Annotated in this window: 17 protein-coding genes; 4 read left to right on the forward strand and 13 right to left on the reverse strand. The window is 61.0% G+C overall.

The features are described from left to right. Nucleotides 1-117: 117 nt before the first annotated feature. Nucleotides 118-402 (reverse strand): hypothetical protein, encoded by a 285-nt coding sequence (locus ABK249_RS19765; RefSeq protein ID WP_227703898.1) that lies wholly within the window; start codon nt 400-402, stop codon nt 118-120. A 113-nt stretch (nt 403-515) separates the two neighbouring features. On the opposite strand from ABK249_RS19765, the gene ABK249_RS19770 reads away from it, so the two are divergent. Further along, nucleotides 516-782, forward strand: a complete 267-nt coding sequence (locus ABK249_RS19770) for a hypothetical protein (RefSeq protein WP_227703899.1) — start codon at nt 516-518, stop codon at nt 780-782. A 229-nt stretch (nt 783-1,011) separates the two neighbouring features. Here ABK249_RS19770 and ABK249_RS19775 read toward each other — a convergent pair whose 3' ends face one another. From ABK249_RS19775 to coxB, 5 genes are all read right to left on the reverse strand, one after another. Beyond that, entirely contained in the window at nt 1,012-2,076 is a 1,065-nt protein-coding gene (locus ABK249_RS19775) for a c-type cytochrome (RefSeq protein WP_227703900.1), read from the reverse strand. Next, on the reverse strand, nt 2,073-2,735 hold the full coding sequence (locus tag ABK249_RS19780; RefSeq protein ID WP_227703901.1) for a cytochrome c oxidase assembly protein: 663 nt from the start codon (nt 2,733-2,735) through the stop codon (nt 2,073-2,075). The genes ABK249_RS19775 and ABK249_RS19780 overlap by 4 nt, the downstream gene beginning before the upstream one ends. A 206-nt stretch (nt 2,736-2,941) precedes the next feature. Beyond that, entirely contained in the window at nt 2,942-3,325 is a 384-nt protein-coding gene (locus ABK249_RS19785) for a hypothetical protein (protein ID WP_037152605.1), read from the reverse strand. After that, the gene (gene ctaD, locus ABK249_RS19790; RefSeq protein WP_227703902.1) at nt 3,322-5,838 is read right to left on the reverse strand and encodes a cytochrome c oxidase subunit I; all 2,517 of its coding nucleotides are present in this window, start codon (nt 5,836-5,838) and stop codon (nt 3,322-3,324) included. Before ctaD ends, ABK249_RS19785 begins: the two co-directional genes overlap by 4 nt. Further along, on the reverse strand, nt 5,835-6,908 hold the full coding sequence (gene coxB, locus ABK249_RS19795; protein ID WP_227703903.1) for a cytochrome c oxidase subunit II: 1,074 nt from the start codon (nt 6,906-6,908) through the stop codon (nt 5,835-5,837). Before coxB ends, ctaD begins: the two co-directional genes overlap by 4 nt. A gap of 200 nt (nt 6,909-7,108) precedes the next feature. On the opposite strand from coxB, the gene ABK249_RS19800 reads away from it, so the two are divergent. Beyond that, entirely contained in the window at nt 7,109-7,309 is a 201-nt protein-coding gene (locus tag ABK249_RS19800) for a hypothetical protein (protein WP_037152610.1), read from the forward strand. Nucleotides 7,310-7,349: 40 nt separating this feature from the next. Then, nucleotides 7,350-7,910, forward strand: a complete 561-nt coding sequence (locus tag ABK249_RS19805) for a type 1 glutamine amidotransferase domain-containing protein (protein ID WP_227703904.1) — start codon at nt 7,350-7,352, stop codon at nt 7,908-7,910. 2 nt (nt 7,911-7,912) lie between these two features. On the opposite strand, the gene ABK249_RS19810 is transcribed toward ABK249_RS19805, so the two are convergent. From ABK249_RS19810 to ABK249_RS19835, 6 genes are all read right to left on the reverse strand, one after another. Next, the gene (locus ABK249_RS19810) at nt 7,913-9,016 is read right to left on the reverse strand and encodes a DNA topoisomerase IB (RefSeq protein ID WP_348863723.1); all 1,104 of its coding nucleotides are present in this window, start codon (nt 9,014-9,016) and stop codon (nt 7,913-7,915) included. A 57-nt stretch (nt 9,017-9,073) separates the two neighbouring features. Then, complete coding sequence (locus ABK249_RS19815) at nt 9,074-10,774, reverse strand: sensor histidine kinase (protein WP_227703906.1); 1,701 nt, start codon at nt 10,772-10,774, stop codon at nt 9,074-9,076. 236 nt (nt 10,775-11,010) lie between these two features. Further along, on the reverse strand, nt 11,011-12,117 hold the full coding sequence (locus ABK249_RS19820; RefSeq protein WP_227703907.1) for an ABC transporter ATP-binding protein: 1,107 nt from the start codon (nt 12,115-12,117) through the stop codon (nt 11,011-11,013). A 6-nt stretch (nt 12,118-12,123) separates the two neighbouring features. Further along, on the reverse strand, nt 12,124-13,005 hold the full coding sequence (locus ABK249_RS19825; protein WP_052182913.1) for a carbohydrate ABC transporter permease: 882 nt from the start codon (nt 13,003-13,005) through the stop codon (nt 12,124-12,126). Continuing rightward, nucleotides 13,002-13,928 carry a carbohydrate ABC transporter permease gene (locus tag ABK249_RS19830; RefSeq protein WP_227703908.1) on the reverse strand — a complete coding sequence of 309 codons (927 nt, stop codon included), beginning with the start codon at nt 13,926-13,928 and terminating at the stop codon, nt 13,002-13,004. The genes ABK249_RS19825 and ABK249_RS19830 overlap by 4 nt, the downstream gene beginning before the upstream one ends. Nucleotides 13,929-14,209: 281 nt before the next feature. Then, a complete protein-coding gene (locus tag ABK249_RS19835; protein ID WP_037152618.1) occupies nt 14,210-15,466 on the reverse strand; it encodes an ABC transporter substrate-binding protein in 1,257 nt (418 codons plus the stop codon). Between the two features lie 260 nt (nt 15,467-15,726). On the opposite strand from ABK249_RS19835, the gene ABK249_RS19840 reads away from it, so the two are divergent. Continuing rightward, the gene (locus tag ABK249_RS19840; protein ID WP_227703909.1) at nt 15,727-16,779 is read left to right on the forward strand and encodes a LacI family transcriptional regulator; all 1,053 of its coding nucleotides are present in this window, start codon (nt 15,727-15,729) and stop codon (nt 16,777-16,779) included. Nucleotides 16,780-16,845: 66 nt separating this feature from the next. On the opposite strand, the gene ABK249_RS19845 is transcribed toward ABK249_RS19840, so the two are convergent. After that, entirely contained in the window at nt 16,846-18,351 is a 1,506-nt protein-coding gene (locus ABK249_RS19845) for a tripartite tricarboxylate transporter permease (protein WP_037152622.1), read from the reverse strand. Between the last annotated feature and the right edge of the window lie 9 nt (nt 18,352-18,360).

Here is an 18,360-nt window from a genome sequence, read left to right on the forward strand (position 1 = left end):
GAGCTGTCGCATTCGGCTGTTGCGCAGGCGTGTTGTTGATCGGGTCGTTCTGGTTTTCGCCACTGTCGCTACAGGCACTCAGGAGCATGAGGACAGAAAGGGCGGCGATCAAGCGTTTCATGTCCGGTCTTCCCCTTCGGATGTGCCGGATGCGGCCCGGCGGCGTGTATCGAGCGCAATGACCTTTTCAACGGCAGCAATATCTTCCGCCGCCGCGACCGGGACGGGGTCGCCGGCAATGGCTTCCAGGATTTCCGGTGCCAGTGCTCCGTTGCGGATCACATATTCCAGTGCTTCACGGGTCTGACGTTCTGCTTTCAATTGCGCGTAGAGGGCCAGGATCAACCGGTCGCGAATATCGCGTCCATGCTGGTCAGCCCCTGATTTGATGACTTGCGCCATGGTCTTCTCCATGTCCTTGTTCAGGAGGCCAACTTTCGGCGGGGCTGATTGTTCCCTCCTGAAAAGCCTCCCCTATCTTCATGAGGAAACAAAACATGACGAGGAGGCCACCTATGTCCGCGATGACGCCGGAGGAGCTGGAGGGGCGCTTGAACGCCCACCGCGAACTGCTGATCGAGCTTCTTGCCGCGATGATCGGCGGCGAAGTCACCATCACCGCTTTCCTGCAACGGCTGAGGGATGATGCGACTTTCAAGGACAGCGAAGAAGACCCGGGCGTGATCCCTGAAGAAGCGTTTGCGATCGAGAATTCGGCTGCCCGTGAAGTGCGCGCGATCCTCGAAGCGGCCCGTGCCAGGGCGGAAGCGGATGGTCGTTAACCATAGCGCTTCACATTTATGACGATCTCGCCACGTTTATGGCCATTTCATGGAACTAGAATGCCGCTTTCACGTTCATCTACCACCGATGCGGAGGGAGGCGTCTATGGTCAGGGAATGGGTGGAGGCAGCAGGTTTCGTTCTGGTGATCGCAGCCTGCTACATGATGGTCGTTCCGGTCTGATACCGGTTTTCCGGACTCCTGGGGAGGAGAGCGTGGCCTGAAACTTCAGGGCACCCTGCTCTCGCGGCCGGCAAAGAAGGCTGCGAGAGCAGCAAAATCCTCTTCCTTCAGCTTGCTGGCGACCTCGATCATGAGGTGGCTGAACGACGACCCGCCTCGGACGCCTGCATGGAAGAGCCGGAGCTGACGCATGATATAGGCGGCGTTCTGGCCCGAGATGCGCGGATAGGCGGGATTTCCTCCGGGTTTTTCATGACAGCTGAAGCAGGCGGGAACCTTGTCCGCCGGCCTTCCCTTTTCGGCAAGTTCTCTTCCTTTTTCGATCAACTGCGCATCAGCAGGAGAAACCGCGCGCGGCGGCCGCGCCTGTTTCGCGTAATAGCGCGCAAGCTCCGGCAGGCTTTCATCGGCCAACGTGCCGACCGCCACCTCCATGACGCCACTCGGCCGCTGCCTTTGCGCATAGGCGCGCAGGCTGTTGAGCAGATAGGGCTCCGACTGGCCGGCGAGGCGCGGAATGATGCTGTCATTGGTAAGCCGCTTTTCCGCGTGGCAGCTCTCGCAGGTGATCGGCAGCGGCGAAACCTCGCCCGCATTGCCGATGCCGTGCAGGCCGGAGACCTGCAGATAGGCGTTGGTGTCCATCTCCGGCAGCTTTCGCAGGAAGGCGACCATCGCCCAGACCTCGTCGTCGCGCATTTGCGTCGGCCAGGCAGGCATGCCGGTGAAGCGCACGCCATGCTTGACGATCTCGAAAAGCTGCGCATCGGTCCAGGTCGGTACCACGGTCTTCAGGTCTGGCGGCGGGGGAAGCATGGCGCGCACCGCATCCGACCGGCCTTGCGCCGGCGAGCCGTGACAGATGGCGCAGCCCGTTTCGAAATGACCTGCAGCTGGCGGCAGGAGCGCCGGATTGTCAAGCGGGGGCGCCTCGACGGACAATGCAGCGGTGCGGACGGAATTCCGCATGACCCAATGCAGGAACCAGTCCGTCGCAGCCCAATGGCCGCTGCTCGCCCCGACGCTCATAAGACCGGACCAGGCGACCACAAGTCCAAGCACAGGCAGCACGATGACCAGGACAATCAGATGCTTCCAGCGGATCATCATAGAGCTTTCCTCCCCAACGGCTCTGGCACATTGTCTCCCAGCGTCCGGGCAAGCAGGGCAATGCCGCCGGCGAGGTAGACGACGGCACCAACCAGCAGCATGACCACCCCGCCGACCTGCTGATCCGCCGCCGCTGTCAGCGTCACGCCCAGACAGCTTGCCTCCCCGCCACCGTAAAGCGGACGAGGCGAAAGAGAAAGAAGCGCTCCAAGCAGTGTCATATGCATGGAGGTGAAGAGGAGCCCGAACGTGCCGGAAAGCCGACGCTCTTCCCGTCCGCTCGATGTCCCGCCGAGGCAGGAAAGCCAGAGCGCCAGTCCTGCGCCTAGGAAGATTGCCTGTTCGATGGCCGCGAAAAGGACGGAGGATTCCGACAGGGCCCGCATTGCCGGGACATGCCAGACCCACACGGCGAAGAGTTCGGCAACAGAAGCAATGAGCGGCGTCATCCAGGCACAGCCGGCGGTAAAATCGAAACGCGTCCCGGAAAGCGCGATGGCGATCAGCGGCGCGGCGCCCGCGACCACGCCCATATGGGCGATCATGTGAACCGAGAAGGATGTCCGGTCGGCCAAAGGCAGGAGGACAATCCAGAGCAGGAACAGCATAACTGAGCTGACAATCAATGCTGCACGCTTGAACGCCGAGAAGGATGGCATGGCGTCACCGCGAACTCCCTCCGATCCCCCCCCTTGTGGGGGAGATGTCGCCGAAGGCGACAGAGGGGGGTGTGACGACAGTGCGGCAGATGGAGAGATCAATTCCCCGGGCAGATACCCCCCTCTGCCCTGCCGGGCATCTCCCCCACAAGGGGGGAGATCGGCAAGAGGCACCGCTTTCCGTCCCATATCCGCCTGTCTCCTTCTCATGGCTGGCACTCCGCGATGAACATCAGCGGGATGGCCATATAGGCGACAGCCACGAAGCTGAGGCCGGACAGCAGCAGCGTGGCAAAGCCCTGGAAATATCTGCGATCTTTGCGGGTCGGAGCGTCATGCGGCGGATCGCCGGAGCCAAAACCCCATTGCCGCCAGGCGAGATAGGCCGAGAGAACGATCATCGCCAACGCCAGCAGGGTGAAGACCGCAAGCGCAAGGCGGACGGTATCGAACGAAATGTCGGAGGCAAGCCCCCTGGCGCAGAAGATCGCAAAGGTCGCGTAGCAGACGATGAAATGCAGCGCCCAGACCGTCGGCGCGGTAAACAGTGTCCACAAGCTCTCGACTTCACGCGGAATGACGCTCTTCATGCGCTCACCATCGGGAAAAGGCCGATGACGCCGAAAGTCACCACGGCAGTCACCGCCATGAAGTGCCAGTAAAGCGCGACATTGCGGATATCCTGGTCGTATTCGGCAGTCATCCTGCCCGCAAAACTGCGAGCCAGGCAGTAGAGTTGCATGATCGCGCCGACTGCTGCGTGCGCCACCGTCCAGATCGCCAGAATCCAGACTGTCGCCGGATAAACGTTGGCTGTCGGGTCCATGCCATGGACGTAAGGTCCGGCAAGGCCTGCAAACGAAGCCGCGACCGTAACGGTAAAAGCCGCAACCAGCGCCATGCGCGCACCGATCGCACCCTTGTTGTTGAACTCGCGGGCCAGCAGCGTCAGGACCCAGGCGACCACGAAAAGCACCAGCGCCACAATCGGCCAGAAGGTCCCTGGCCCGGAAACGACAGCGGTGAAATCCTCGTGGATGGTCCAGTAGAAGAAATAGCCGAAGACGAGGCTCGCAAACGCCGTGCCGTCACCGACCATAGTGATGAACATCGCCCACCAGCCGACCGAGGCAGGGCCGGAAACATAGATCGGCAGCTTCAGGCCAAGTCCCACATCGATCTCCGGAGCCTCCGGAATAGGCGCAGTGCCGGTCCACAGCCAGACGATGATCGCGATGAAGGTAATGATGGCGAACACGATCGTCGTGATCCACCAATGAAACGTCAGTGCGATGAAAACGCCGCCGAGTGCCATGGCCGCAATAATCGTCACATAGGAAAGGCCGCCCACCCGCAGACATTGGATCGGCTCGGCATCGAGCACGGAGGTCACCAAGGTCTCGCGCTCCCCGGATTTCGCATCCGGCAGGTAATAACGCCCTTCCTCGATATTCCGCCGAAGATCCGGCTGGTCCCAGAGCGGATAGCGGCTGGTGATGATCGGCACCGAACGCATGCCCCAGCTTTCTTGCGGGTCGTTCGTCCATTCCAGTGTGCCGGAATTCCACGGGTTGAGGTTGCGCTCCCGAGGCCCGGGCTTCGGGCGGAGAATATCGATCACGAGGGTCGCCACGCCGGCCGCGAAGATGAAGGCGCCAACCGTAGAAAGCAGGTTGAACCAGTCCCAGCCGATCCCTTCCGGATAGGTGAAGACGCGCCGCGGCATGCCGCGCAGGCCGGAGAAATGCATCGGGAAGAAGGCGATGTTGAAGCCTGAGAACATCAGCCAGAAGGCGACCTTGCCCCACAAATCGCTGAGCTTCTTTCCGGTGAAGAAGGGGAAATAGTAATAGATGCCGGCGACGACCGGGAACAGCATGCCGCCGATCAGCACATAATGCAGATGGGCGACGACGAAATAGGTGTCGTGTGCCTGCCAGTCGAACGGCACCAGCGCCACCATGACGCCGGTCAACCCGCCGATCACGAAGATGATCAGCCCGCCGGCGCCGAACAGCATCGGCACGGAGAAGATGACGCGGCCCGCCAGCATCGTGGCGATGAAGACGAAGATCTGCACGGCGGTCGGAATGGCAACGGCCTCCGACGCCGCCGAGAAGAAAGCGAGCGAGATCTGCGGCAGGCCGGTGGCGAACATATGATGCACCCAAAGCCCGAAGCTCAGGAAACCCGTGCCCACGGCTGCCAGCACGATCCACGAATAACCGACGATCGGCCGCTGCGAGAAGGTCGGGACGATCATCGCCATCAGCGCGATCGCAGGCAGGAAGATGATGTAGACTTCCGGATGGCCGAAGATCCAGAAGAGGTGCTGCCAGAGCAGCGGATCGCCTCCCCTCTCCGCGTCGAAGAAGGGCCAGTCGAACATCCGCTCCATCTCGAACAGGATGTCGCCCGCGATCAGCGGGGGAAAGGCGAAGAGGATCATTCCTGCGACGATCAGCAGATACCAGGCGAACATCGGCATCAGATTGATGCGCATGCCGGGCGCCCGGCATTTCATGATGCCGACGATGATCTCGACCGCCGCGGCGATCGAGGCCACTTCGATGAAGGAAAGGCCGAGCAGCCAGATATCCGCGCCGATACCGGAATATTCCTCGTCGGTCGCAAGCGGCGGATACATGAACCAGCCGGCATTCGGCGCGGCATTGAAGAAGATTGAGCCGCACACGAAGATGCCGCCGATGAGAAAACTCCAGAAACCGAAGGCCGAAAGCCGCGGGAACGGCAGTTCACGGGCGCCGAGCATGGAGGGCAGCAGGAAGATCGCGATCGCCTCGAAGATCGGCACCGCGAACAGAAACATCATCACCGTGCCGTGCAGCGTGAAGGCCTGATTGAAGAGATCGGCGGAGATGAGATCGTTCTCCGGCACTGCAAGCTGCAACCGCATCAGCAGCGCCAGCAGGCCGGCAAACAGCATGAAGGCAAACGCGGTGACGCCGTACCAGAGGCCGATCTGGCTGTTGTTGACCGAGGTCCAGTAACGGATGCCCTTCGGCGTCTCCCACACCTTGCGGAGCCGTTCTTCCTGAGCGGCCCTCTCCTGAGGCGAGAAATTGCCCAATTCCTCGGTCATCTGAGCCCCTTCAGGTAAGCGGCGATCCGGTCGATCTCGGCATCCGGCAGCATGGAAAAATGCGGCATGCGGGCTTCCGGCTTGATCGCGCCGGGGTCGCGGATGAAGCGGGCGATATGTTCCTCCACATTCTCCAGAGTGCCGGCTGCGACCGAGCCACGTTCTCCGAAGGCGGTGAGATCCGGCCCGATCGTGCCGCGCGCCTCGGTTCCGGAGATCGCATGGCAGCCGTCACAGCCCTGTTTCAGGAAAAGCGCCAGTCCGTCCATATCCTCGGTGCCGGATGCAACCTGCCGTGCAGCCATCCAATTCTCGAAATCCTGCGGCTCCATGGCGAGTACGGTGAACGCCATCAGCGCATGCGACGAACCGCAGAATTCCGCACAGACGCCGCGATAGGTGCCGGACTTTTCTGCCATAAGGGTGAGCTGGTTGTCGCGGCCGGGGATCATGTCCATCTTGCCGCCAAGCACGGGAATCCAGAAGGAGTGGATGACGTCGGGCGATTTGAGCGAGAAGATGACACGCTCCCCGACCGGAATCCGTACCTCGTTCGCCGTCTCGAATGCGACCGTGCCGTCTTGCCGGAGGTACCTCACACGCCACCAGAACTGCTCGCCGGTGACCTCGATGCGACGCACGCTGCCAGCCTCTCCCTGGAACCACGGCCGGATGTTCGGCATCAGCCAGACGGCATAGGCAAGCAGTGCTGCCAGCACGACGGTGGGAAAGATTGCGCCTCCCCAGAGGATGAGCTGACCGGCACCCTTTTCCGAATGAACACGCCGCTTGCGCGCGGCATAAAACAGCAGACCGACCACCGCGAGCCATATCACCGCGCCACCGATCAGCATGGTGAAGAAAAGCGTCGCCACATGCGCCGCCTCGCGCCCGGCGGGATCGAGCGCCGATTGAATGCCGGAGCATGAAACGAGCAACGGGCAGAAAAAAAGTGCGGAGGCGATCGGCCGGACCGATCGGCAATAGCTACCCTTGATGCCCTGCTGACCGAGGCTTCTTTTTGATCGGATTGGCCGGCGGCAGGGGCCGGTCAAGCGGTCATCATCCATTCAGCATGCACCCGGGCCAGAAGTCGTTTGCGACAGGAGATCACAGAAACGGTTGGCAAAAACACGCAAGCCGGAATTTTGTTCCAATGCCTGCGATAACTTTCTGTAACAGGCTGTGAAAAACGTGGAACGAATTCGCCACAGGGGGGTTTGCATTTTCGTGAGGGCAGACGCCCTTGTTCGCGCGACGGGAGATTATCATGCGACACTTTTTCAAAATGCTCAGGAACAGACTGAAGGGGACCCGGCAGGAGAAGAAGACGTTTGCCGTTGAACACCCGGAAGACGTGCAGGTCGTCGTACCTGAAGCCGTTGTCCTTCCGCTGCCGAAGGCACCTCGTGACGAAATCTGCGTTCCTGCCTCCATCAACGGCCGAGACCTTTCCAGCGGCCGCCTCTGAGCCCAACAGCAATGGAATTCGACTGAAAGGAGCACAGCATATGACCGCTATTGATACCGCTTCCATCCTGATCCTTGCCACTGACGGCTACGAACGCTCGGAACTGCGGGTCCCGCTCGATGAGTTGAGGAAGCGCGGCGCGAATGTGAAGGTCGCCTCGATCAAGACCGGCGAAATCAAGAGCTGGGACAAGAAGGACTGGGGCGATACAATCGGTGTCGATCTGGAGGCAAAAAACGTCAAGGTCGAGGATTTCGATGCGCTCGTTCTGCCCGGCGGCCAGATCAACCCGGACCTCCTGCGCGTCAACGAGGATGCCGTGCGCGTCGTGCGTGATTTCGTGAAGAGCGGCAAGCCGGTTGCGGCGATCTGCCATGGTCCTTGGCTGCTGGTCGAGGCTGACGCCCTGCGCGGCCTGAAGGCGACATCCTACTGCTCGATCCGCTCAGACATCCGCAATGCAGGCGCCTCCTGGAAGGACGAAGCAGTCGTCGTCGATAACGGCATCATCACCTCGCGATCGCCGAGCGACCTGCCGCAGTTCGTTGACAAGATCGTCGAGGAAGTCCAAGAAGGACGCCACAATCGCCGGGCTGCGTAGAATTACGCCCGCTCGGCCTCGGCCGCCCGCTGCTCCTCGCGGGCGGTCGTCGCGGGAACATCGGACACTTCCCGCAGGAATGCCAACAGACGCCGCTCGTTCGACCTCAAGCCCCTCGGACCGCTCAATACGGTCTCGTCCGCCATCACCTTTTCAAGCGGCGAGATATCTTCAGACAGCGCAAGAATCCCCGGATGGATATAGCTTGACCGGCAGACCGCAGGTGTATTGTGCAGGGCAGCCGATGCTGCATTGGCCATCGTTTGGATCTTCGGGCGGCCACCATTCATCTCCACCGCCTCCCACGCCGCCATGAACGCTGTGAGACTGCCACCCCAGGTACGGAATGTCTTGGCCGAGATGGCAAAGCCCGCCGCCTTGGCAAGATAGGCGTTCAACCGTCCTGAATCGACCGGATGCGGCACGCCCTGCTCGTCCGGCCAGGAAAAAAGCTGCCGGCCGGGCAGGTCCGCAATGTCCTCGAGGATGCGCTGCAGACGCGGATGCCTCAAGGTATGCCGGACACGCTTGCCGCCCTTGGCCGTGAAGCGAAGCAGGATCGTATCGCCCGAGAGGGTCATATGCCGCTTGAGCAACGTCGTGGCGCCGTAGGTCTTGTTTTCCTTTGCATAAGCGCGATTGCCGACACGCAGATGCGTCGCATCCAGAAGGGCCACCAGAGCGGCGACAACCGTATCGGACCCCTCGAGATCAAGCGCGAGATGCCGCTTCACCTTGCGGCGTATGCGCGGCAGCGCCTCACCGAACCGGATGAGCTGGTCGAACTTCTGCTCGCTGCGGAAATTCTGCCAATCGGAATGGTAGCGATACTGCTTCCGCCCGCGGGAATCATAACCCGTTGCCTGAAGGTGCCCGCGCGGATCAAGGCAGATCCAGACATTCTCATAGGCCGGCGGCAGGCCGAGAGCGGCGATCCGGCGCCGTTCCTGATCATCCGTCAGCAAGCTCCCGTCGGGCAGACGGTAGCAGAAACCCCTGCCGCGGCGGAGCCGCCGGATGCCCGGCTCCGTATCGCTGACATAGGTGAGGCCGGTGATTTCGAGAAAACCCTGATCGATATCGAGCGAGTTGAGACGGGCGTCCATGTCCATGGCCGCTTAACGGCAAGCATATCAACTTCGTTCCAGCGATGTAGCCGGCGATCAGATCACGATGTCCTTGAGGCTTTCGGTACCTTCGCCCCGCTCGAAAGACGAACGCGGCGCAGTCAGTATCCAGCAGAGCCCCTCGGATCGGAAATCCACGTCGACCTGCCCTGAAAAAGCTGCTGCCGCATGGCGCTTGATGATCGTCGTGCCGAAACCGGTCCGTGCCGGCTCGTGGACCGGCGGGCCATCCCTTTCCTCCCAAACCAGCCGGAGATTGGGTTCGCTACCGGCCTCGTCGAGCACATCCTTCCAGGCGATACGGACCTTGCCCTGCGGCACGGAAAGAGCCCCGTACTTCACGGAATTTGTGGCAAGCTCATGCAGGATGAGGCCGAGATTTTGCACCGCCTCGGCCTTCAGTATGAAATCCGCACCTTGCAACTCCACCCGGTCGGCCACTTCGGCAAAGGTGCTCATGTGGATTTCCACCACGCGCCGGATCGACACCCCGGCCCACTGCTCCTTCGCGAGCGCCTCGATCGATTTCCCGAGGCCCTGCAAACGGTTGCCGATCGCCTTCTGGAATTCCTCCATCGTGGTGTCCTTCCGCGCGAGCTGGCGCATCATCGCCTGGACAAGCGTGAGGATGTTCTTCGTACGGTGCACGAGTTCATGCAGGATAAGGTGGATGCGGTCCTCTGCCTGGCTGCGGTCGAAAGAAGCATTCGAAAGCGCAATGGCCACCTGATTCGCTTCCCTGATCTTCGTCTCCACCGGAGACACGATCTCGCCCTTGCCGATACGTTCGGCCATTTCCGCGATCTGACGGATCGGGATGCGAAGCTGACGGCCGACAAGCCAGGCGATCAGCATGCCGACGGCAAGGAAAACAGCGCCACCCGAGATCAGCTGCCGCCATGTGGTCAGAATGCTCGCCTGCGCTGCATCGATCGGCCCCCAGACCACGGCCTTCCATGTCCAGCCGGTGATCTGCGCATAACCGTACATCTGCTTCAACTCGCCATCGACATCCTCGATCGTCCCCTTGAAGCCGGTCATCAGCTTGAGCGTATCGGCCGGGAAAGCCGTGCCCGACGACAGCGCATGGGCACCCAAAGAGGTAACCACGTGTCCCGAACCGTCAACGATCGCGACCGTCCAGCCCTCGGAAAGCCCCTCAGTGGAGATGAGCTTCTGCAGGTCTTCGGCATTCTGGGTGATGATCATTGCCGCGCCCGAGGCGGAAACCTCCCTGGGCAGCGGCATGCTGATATTGAAAACGTGCTTTCCGCTGGTGGTGCCGAAAAAGACGTTGGAAGCCTCGGTCACGCGGCGACTGAGCACCGATTCGAGCGCCGGCATGTTGGATACCTTGCCGAGGGGCGTCCCGAAAGGCAGGCGTGTGTTGAGCTGCTGCTGGCCCGCGGCATCGACCAGGATGACATAGAGTGAATTCGACCGCAGGCTGTTCTGTGTCCTGTTGTGGAAGGCGCGCAGATCGCGCCTTTCCAGTTCAGGGGACGTGACGAGCAGCCGCAGCGTCGTCGCCATGTCCTGCAATTCGCGATCTATCGATCGCGCAATAAGCTGCGCATCCTCGGCTGTCTCGTTCGCCAGGATTTCGCGTTCGTTCGCCTCGAGCTCCATCATCAGATAGGCGACGAAAACCAGCAAGGGCAACGCAACGCCGACAGCGAGCGCAACCAGATAAGCGCCGATGGGCGCCGTCGGGAAAAACCGCGAAACCCTAATCATTCCGCGCATTTACCCAAAAGGAAAAACGCAGGCGCCTATGTCACCTGCCCCCGTATTCATTTTAGCATCCCGCCTTTTGCTAATACAACTAGCGGGTCTTTCTAACCGGTTTTGAAAGCTTGGCCAAGGATTGATTGCTGACCATACGCTTCTCCAAAAGGCACAATCCTCCGCCGGAAGGAGGCCTCCCGGCACCCCCTGCAAGCCGAAGGGTAAAAGGGCCGAACCTGCCCGCGTCAATCGATGCGGCCGGTCGTTTCCGGATCGAAGACGACCGCCTTGTCGAGATTGAAGGCGAAGGGGAATTTCTGGCCGACCGAGACATGCACATCGGCACGGGTGCGGGCCGTGAAGCTTGCTCCATCCAGCCTGCCGGTCACGAACGTGTCGGAACCCGTCGGCTCGACCATGGTCACATCCGCTTCGATTTGCGCTACGGAACGCACCTGCGGATCGAGAAGGCCGGTGTCGGTAATCGCTTCCGGACGCAGCCCCAGGATGATCTCCTTACCATCGGCGAGGCTCTTCGTAACGGACGGCGGCATGGCGACCTTGACGTTCTCGTTGCCGAAAAGCGCAATTGCCTGTGCACCGTCCGAGGAAACGACGTTGCCCTTCAGCATGTTCATCGCCGGCGAGCCCATGAAGTCCGCAACAAACAGGTTGGCCGGACGATTATAGATTTCCGAAGGCGCCCCGACCTGCTGCACGGTGCCTTCCTTCAAGACGACGATCTTGGAGGCCAGCGTCATCGCCTCGATCTGGTCGTGGGTGACGTAGACGATCGTCGCATGGGTGTTCTGGTGCAGCGCCTTGATCTCGGCGCGAACCTCGACACGCAGCTTGGCATCGAGGTTCGAGAGCGGCTCGTCGAACAGGAAGACGCGCGGCTGGCGGACAAGCGCCCGGCCCATGGCGACGCGCTGGCGCTGGCCGCCGGAAAGCTGGCTCGGACGGCGCTTGAGCAGATGCTCGATCTGCAGCGTCTTTGCGACCTGCTTCACGGCCGCCTCGCGGGCGGCCTTGTCGACGCCGCGCATTTCCAGCGCGAAAGCGATGTTTTCCTCCACCGTCATGTTCGGGTATAGCGCGTAAGACTGGAAGACCATCGCGATGTCGCGCTTCGAAGGATGCAGATCGGTCACCACCTGACCGTCGATGACGATATCGCCCGACGACGGCGGCAGAAGGCCGGCGATCGCGTTCAGAAGCGTGGACTTCCCGCAGCCCGACGGACCGACAAGGACCAGGAAGCCGCCCTTTTCGAGATCGATATTGATGCCCTTCAGTATCTCGACATTGCCGATCTTCTTGCGAATGTCCTTGATTTCAAGAAAGCTCATAAGCGGTCATCCCTTGACTGCGCCGGCCATCAGGCCACGCACGAAATAGCGTCCGGCGACGATATAGACGAACAGGGTCGGCAAGGCGGCGAACACGGCTGCGGCCATGTCGACATTGTATTCCTTGACGCCGGTGGAGGAGGAAACGAGGTTGTTGAGCGCAACCGTCATCGGCGAGGCTTCGCCTCCCGCAAACGATACGCCGAACAGGAAGTCGTTCCAGATATTGGTGAACTGGTAGATGATGGTGACGACGATGATCGGCCCCGAACTCGGCAGCAGGATGCGCCAGAAGATACGGAAGAAGCCGGCGCCGTCGATCATCGCGGCCTTCACGAGTTCATCCGGGAAAGCCTCGTAATAGTTGCGGAAGAACAGCGTCGTGAAGCCGAGACCGTAGATCACGTGCACCATCACGAGGCCGGTCGTGGAGTTCGACAGCCCCATCAGGCCGAGCAGCCGCGCCATCGGAATGAGGACGGCCTGGAACGGAATGAAGCAGGCAAACAGCATCATGCCGAAGATGATCTTGTGACCCGGGAAGCGCCACTTGGTCAGCACGTAGCCGTTCAGCGCTCCGAGCAGGGTCGAGATGATCACCGCCGGAACGACCATCTTGATCGAATTCCAGAAATACCCCTTGATGCCGACGCAGGAGACACCGATGCAGGCCTCGCCCCAAGCCCTCACCCAGGCGGCGATCGAAGGCTCGCGCGGCAGCGCCAGCATGTCACCGCCGCGGATTTCGTCGAGCGGTTTCAGCGATGTCGTGAGCATCACATAGAGCGGCAGCAGGTAGACGACCGCCAGGATGATCAGGGCCGCGTAGATGAAATAGCGGGCGGTGCGGGCCGAACCGGCGCTGATGGTTTCGTTCGCAGCGCTCATTGCTTCTTCTCCCGCAGTTCCGAATAAAGATACGGCACGATGATCGCGGTGATGCCCATCAGCATCATCACCGCGCTGGCCGAACCGACATTCATCTGGTTGCGCGTGAACGTGTAGGAATACATGAAGGTCGACGGCAGTTCGGTCGCATTGCCCGGTCCGCCGCCGGTGAGCGCGATGACGAGGTCGTAGGACTTGATCGCCATATGCGCCAGCACGATGAAGGCGGAGAGGAAAACGGGGCGAAGCAGCGGGATGATGATGCGGCGGTAGATGGCGACGTTAGAAGCCCCGTCGATCTGCGCTGCCTTGACGATCTCGCCGTCGATGCCGCGAAGCCCCGCGAGGAACATCGCCATGACGAAGCCGGATGCCTGCCAGACGCCGGCGATCACGACCGTGTAGATCGCCATCTTCGGATTGACCAGCCAGTCGAACCCAAAACTCTCCCAGCCGAGATTGTGCATGGTGTTTTCAAGCCCGAGACCGGGGTTCAGGAACCATTTCCACGCCGTCCCCGTCACGACGAAGGAAAGCGCCATCGGATAGAGGAAGATCGGCCTGAGCACCCCTTCGGCGCGGATGCGCTGGTCCATCAGGATGGCGATGAAGAGACCGAGCGCGATGCAGATGCCGATGTAGAGAACGCCGAAGACCGCCAGATTCTGCATGGCCACATACCAGTTCGGCTGCGACCAGAGACGGTAATAGGCATCGAACCCGCCCCACTTGTAGACCGGCAGGATGCGCGAGGTCGTGAAGGACAGAGTGATCGTCCAGAGGATGAAGCCGTAGACGAAGACGAGGATCACGGCGAACGAGGGCGCCAACACGATCTTCGGCAGCGCATTGCGCAATCCATCCGCAAAAGTGCGGCCCTGCCTCTGCGGTTCCGCAACGGGAACCGGTTCGATTGTCGTCATCATGACCTCCGGGTAGGGAGTAGGAAGAAATTACGAGTTCTAAGGATACCTGGCCTACCCCCTCACCAACAAAATCTAGCACTTAGCCTTTGGCTAAGGTGCTGATTTTGTAACCTCTCCCACCAGGGGAGAGGTAGGCCCGCGGCGGCGCGGCATCCTTATCTCTCCCCTGTGGGAGAGAAAGCGATTTCAACATCTTAGCCAAAGGCTAAGTGTTAGAAATCGCAAGTGAGGGGGTCGCTTCTGGGCAACCCCCTCACCCGTTTCATTCAAACCAATGCTTACTTCGCGGCAGCCACCGCTTCCGGCAGGCGCTTCAGCGCTGCATCGGTAGTGAGCTGACCGTTGAGGTGCTGGGTGATGACGTCCAGCATGGCTTCCTTGATGGCAGCCGGCTGGGCGTAGCCATGGGCGAGCGAGCCCATCATCGTGCCCTTCGAAGCAGCCTCGGCGAGATCCTTCATGCCCTTCTTGCCGCAATCATCGAACTTTTCGTCCGAGACGTCGGTACGGGCCGGAACCGAACCCTTGACCGTGTTGAAAGCGATCTGGAAGCCCGGATCCTCGACGGCGGACGCCATCTTGAGCTGGGCGTCGCGCTGGTCGTCACCGACGTCGAACATCATGAACTGGTCGGCATTGAAAAGCACGGAGCCCTGTGTGCCGGGGAAGCGGATGCAGACGAAGTCGGTGCCCGGCTTCTTGTTGGCGCGTAGCCATTCGCCCTTCGACCAGTCGCCCATCTCCTGCGCGCCGGCCTTGCCTTCGATGACCATGGCGGTCGAGAGGTTCCATTCGCGGCCCGAGAAGTTCGGATCGAAATAGGTGCGGATCTTCGACATGGTGTCGAAAACCTTCTTCATCGTGTCACCGGAAAGCGCTTCTGGATCGAGGTCGAGGACGGCTTTTTTGTAAAACTCCGGGCCGCCGATGGAAAGAACGACGGCTTCCCACATCGTGCCGTCCTGCCACGGAACGCCGCCATGCGCGATCGGCGTGATGCCCTGCTCCTTGAACTTGTCGAGCATGGCGATGAATTCGTCGATATTCGTCGGCGGCTGAAGGCCGGCCTTGTCGAGGGCAGCCTTGTTGATCCACAGCCAGTTGGTCGAGTGGATATTCACCGGAGCAGCGATCCAGTGGCCATCATACTTGGAGAAATCCTGGAGAGCAGCCGGGATGACCTTGTCCCAGCCTTCCTTGGCTGCAAGGTCGTCGAGGTTTGCGGCAACGCCCATTTCCGCCCAGTCGCGGAGGTCGAAGCCGAGAAGCTGGACGGCTGTCGGCGGATCGCCGGCCGTGACGCGGGCGCGAAGCGCGGTCATGGCAGCGGAGCCGGCACCGCCGGCAACCGGCATGTCCTTCCAGGCGACGCCTTCCTTCTGGAGGTTTTCCTTCAGCACGTTGAGAGCCGCAGCCTCACCGCCGGACGTCCACCAGTGAAGGACTTCGACACTCTCCTGTGCCTTGGCGGCACCGGCCGTCAGGGCGATGATCGCCGCACCGGCGGCGAATTTGCTGATCATTCGAATATTCATTGAGAAATCTCCCTTTGCATCCGGGCTCCTCTCCGGATATGGCGATTTATAACGATATAAACGCAGTCGGTGTCAACCCAGCCGGAGGATTTTTTGCAGAGTTTCAGATGACACCTAACATGATGAAAAAACTTGCAAATCTTGAAATCGACAAATTTTTCCTCAGGAATCGAGAAAATTTCCTGACGGCATTTGAAAAATTTGCAACGATGTAGATGAGGCCTGTTCCGATCTCGGAGCAGGAGCGGAGGAAAGAAGACATGTCGCTGGAAGACCTGGAGGACGAGGGTCGGCGGGCGAAGCCGGAGCCTGTAAGGGAGAGAGCCGGCGCGGATACGAAGCCCACGCTGAAAACAATCGCCGAAATGACGGGCCTCGCCGTCACCACCGTGTCGCGGGCGCTCGCCGACGCGCCGCAGATCGCGCTTGAAACGCGGATGCGCGTACGGCAGGTCGCAGAACAGATCGGCTATCTGCCGGACCGGGCGGCGCAGCGCCTGCGTACCGGCCGCACCAATGTCATCAGCCTCGTCCTCGACCCGCACGAGGAAATTTTAGGCTATGCGACGTCGATGATCCGGGGACTGACCGAGGCGCTGCGGCGCACGCCGTATCATCTCGTCGTCACACCCCATTTCTCCGACACGCCGCAAATCGACCCGGTGCGCCACATCGTGCGCAACCGCATGGCCGACGGCATCATCTTCACACGCACCGAGCCCTCGGACCCGCGGGTGAAGCTGTTGATGGAGAACGGCTTTCCCTTCATCTGTCACGGCCGGACCGAACTTGCGACCGCCCACCCCTATGTCGATTACGACAATTACGGGTTCGCCTATCAGGCCGCGCGCAAGCTGATTGACGCCGGTGCGAAGAAGCTCTCGATCATCCTGCCGCCGGAGCGGTTCACGTTCGCCCATCACATGCGCCACGGCTTCATGACGGCGGTACGCGAGGAGGGTATCGGCTTCGAGATTGCCAGGGGCGTGACGCTCGACAGCAACTCGAATGACATCCGCGACTATTTCTATCGCCGGATGGACGAGCCGGAACGTCCCGACGGGTTCATCTGCGGCGGCGAGGTGTCGGCACTCGCGGTCATGGCCGCCGCTTACGACCACGGCCTCGCACTCGGAAAGGATGTACGGCTGGTCGCCAAGCAGACCTCGGGCCTTTTCGATCAGGTTCGTCCACGAGTCGAGACGATCTACGAGGACCTTTCCGAAGCGGGCCTCTTGATGGGGCGGCTGCTCCTCAAGCGCATCGCCGGGCCGGTGCCCGTCCACGAACTACAGGCGCTCCAGACGGTCTGACCGTCCGGAGCGCTCCCCGCATGATCCCGTCAGGATTGATCATGCGAAGGTAAGGCTTCCAGTGTCTCAATCCTCTTCCTGGAACACCGCCTCGCGCTTTGCCTTGACGCTCGGCAGGAAGACAATCACGAGGACGACAACCGCTATAAAAAGCAGGGCTGCGCTGATTGGACGCGTGACGAACGTGCTCGGATCGCCGCGCGAAAGGATCATCGCCCGTCTCAGGTTTTCTTCGAGAAGCGGACCGAGCACGAAGCCGAGCAGGAGCGGCGCGGGCTCGCAGCGCAGTTTCGACAACACGTAACCGATGAAGCCGAAAAAGGCGACGGAATAGAGATCGTAGACGTTCGAATTGACGCTGTAGACCCCGATCGAGCAGAAGGCCATGATGATCGGGAACAGCACGTAATACGGGATGGTGAGCAGCTTCACCCACAGCCCGATCAGCGGCAGGTTCAGGACGACGAGCATCAGGTTGCCGATCCACATGGAGGCGATGATGCCCCAGAAGAGCGCCGGCTGCTCGACCGCGACATTCGGGCCGGGGACGATACCCTGGATGATCATCGCGCCGATCATCAGCGCCATGACGGGGTTCGCTGGAATGCCGAGGGTGAGCAGCGGGATGAACGAGGTCTGCGCGCCGGCATTGTTGGCCGATTCCGGCCCGGCGACGCCCGCCACCGCTCCATGGCCGAATTCCTGCGGGTTTTTCGAGACCTTCTTTTCGACGGTGTAGGACGCGAAGGCCGCAAGGATCGCCCCGCCGCCCGGCAGGATGCCGAGAACCGACCCGATGACAGTGCCGCGCAGCACCGGCGCGATCATCGCCTTGAAATCCTCCTTTGTGGGCATCAGGCCGCTGACCTTGGCCATCAGCACCGTGCGGCTCTTTTCGTTTTCGAGATTGCGCAGGATTTCCGCAATGCCGAAGACGCCGACCGCGACCGCGACGAAATTCAACCCGTCGGAATATTCGCGGATGCCGAGCGTGAACCGCGGCGTGCCGGTATAGATGTCCGTGCCGACCAGGCCGAGAAGCAGGCCCAGCACAACCATTGCCAGCGCCTTGACCATCGAGCCATGCGCCAGCGCGATCGAGGAGACGAGGCCGACCACCATCAGCGAGAAATACTCGGCAGCGCCGAACTGGAGGGCGATTTCAGTCAGGGGCGGAGCAAAGATGGCAACCAGGAAAGTCGAGACCGTGCCGGCGAAGAAGGAACCGAGCGCTGCGATCGCGAGCGCCGCACCCGCCTTGCCCTTGCGTGCCATCTGATAGCCGTCAATGGCGGTGACGGCAGACGAGGATTCGCCCGGGAGATTGATCAGGATCGCCGTGGTCGAGCCGCCGTATTGCGCACCGTAATAGATGCCGGCGAGCATGATCAGCGACGAGACCGGTTCGAGCTGGAACGTGATCGGCAGCAGCATGGCGATCGTCGCGGTCGGCCCGATGCCCGGCAGGACGCCGATGAGCGTCCCGAGCAGCACGCCGATCAGGCAGAAGAACAGGTTGGCGAGTGAAGAAGCGGTCGAAAAGCCGAGCGCGAGATTGTCGAGAAGATCCATGCTCAAACC

Source organism: Neorhizobium phenanthreniclasticum, assembly GCF_040066075.1.
Taxonomy (GTDB): domain Bacteria; phylum Pseudomonadota; class Alphaproteobacteria; order Rhizobiales; family Rhizobiaceae; genus Neorhizobium; species Neorhizobium petrolearium.